This window comes from Haloflavibacter putidus (assembly GCF_006546625.1).
GTDB classification, from domain to species: Bacteria; Bacteroidota; Bacteroidia; order Flavobacteriales; family Flavobacteriaceae; genus Mesonia; species Mesonia putida.
Genome location: NZ_VIAR01000045.1, coordinates 1 through 281, shown reverse-complemented (window position 1 = coordinate 281; position 281 = coordinate 1). Strand labels below are relative to the sequence as shown.

At 44.5% G+C, this 281-nt stretch carries 1 pseudogene; it reads right to left on the bottom strand.

Annotated elements, in window-relative coordinates:
• Window positions 1–281, bottom strand: a pseudogene (locus FKR84_RS13450) (hypothetical protein); the annotation flags it as partial.

The following is a 281-nucleotide window of genomic DNA, read 5'->3' as shown; positions in this document are numbered from 1 at the left end:
CGTTGCGGTATCGGTTACCCGTACCCAAATGGTCTGAGAATTGGTTTGGTTTTCATATCCGCCAGGATTGCCTATTGGGCTGTTTTGGTCTTCGGCGTCTTCTAAACTGGTATAGTAGCTAATATCCAAATCAGTTGGGTTTAGCCCGTCTAAGATTTCCGGCTCTATTTGGGTTAAATCAAAAATTGCCTGCCCGTCGTCATCGTCATCGCATTGGCTTAAAGCTTCTTCCGGGGTTTGGATTATCGGGCTATTGTAAACTTCTAAATTTAGGATGGTAG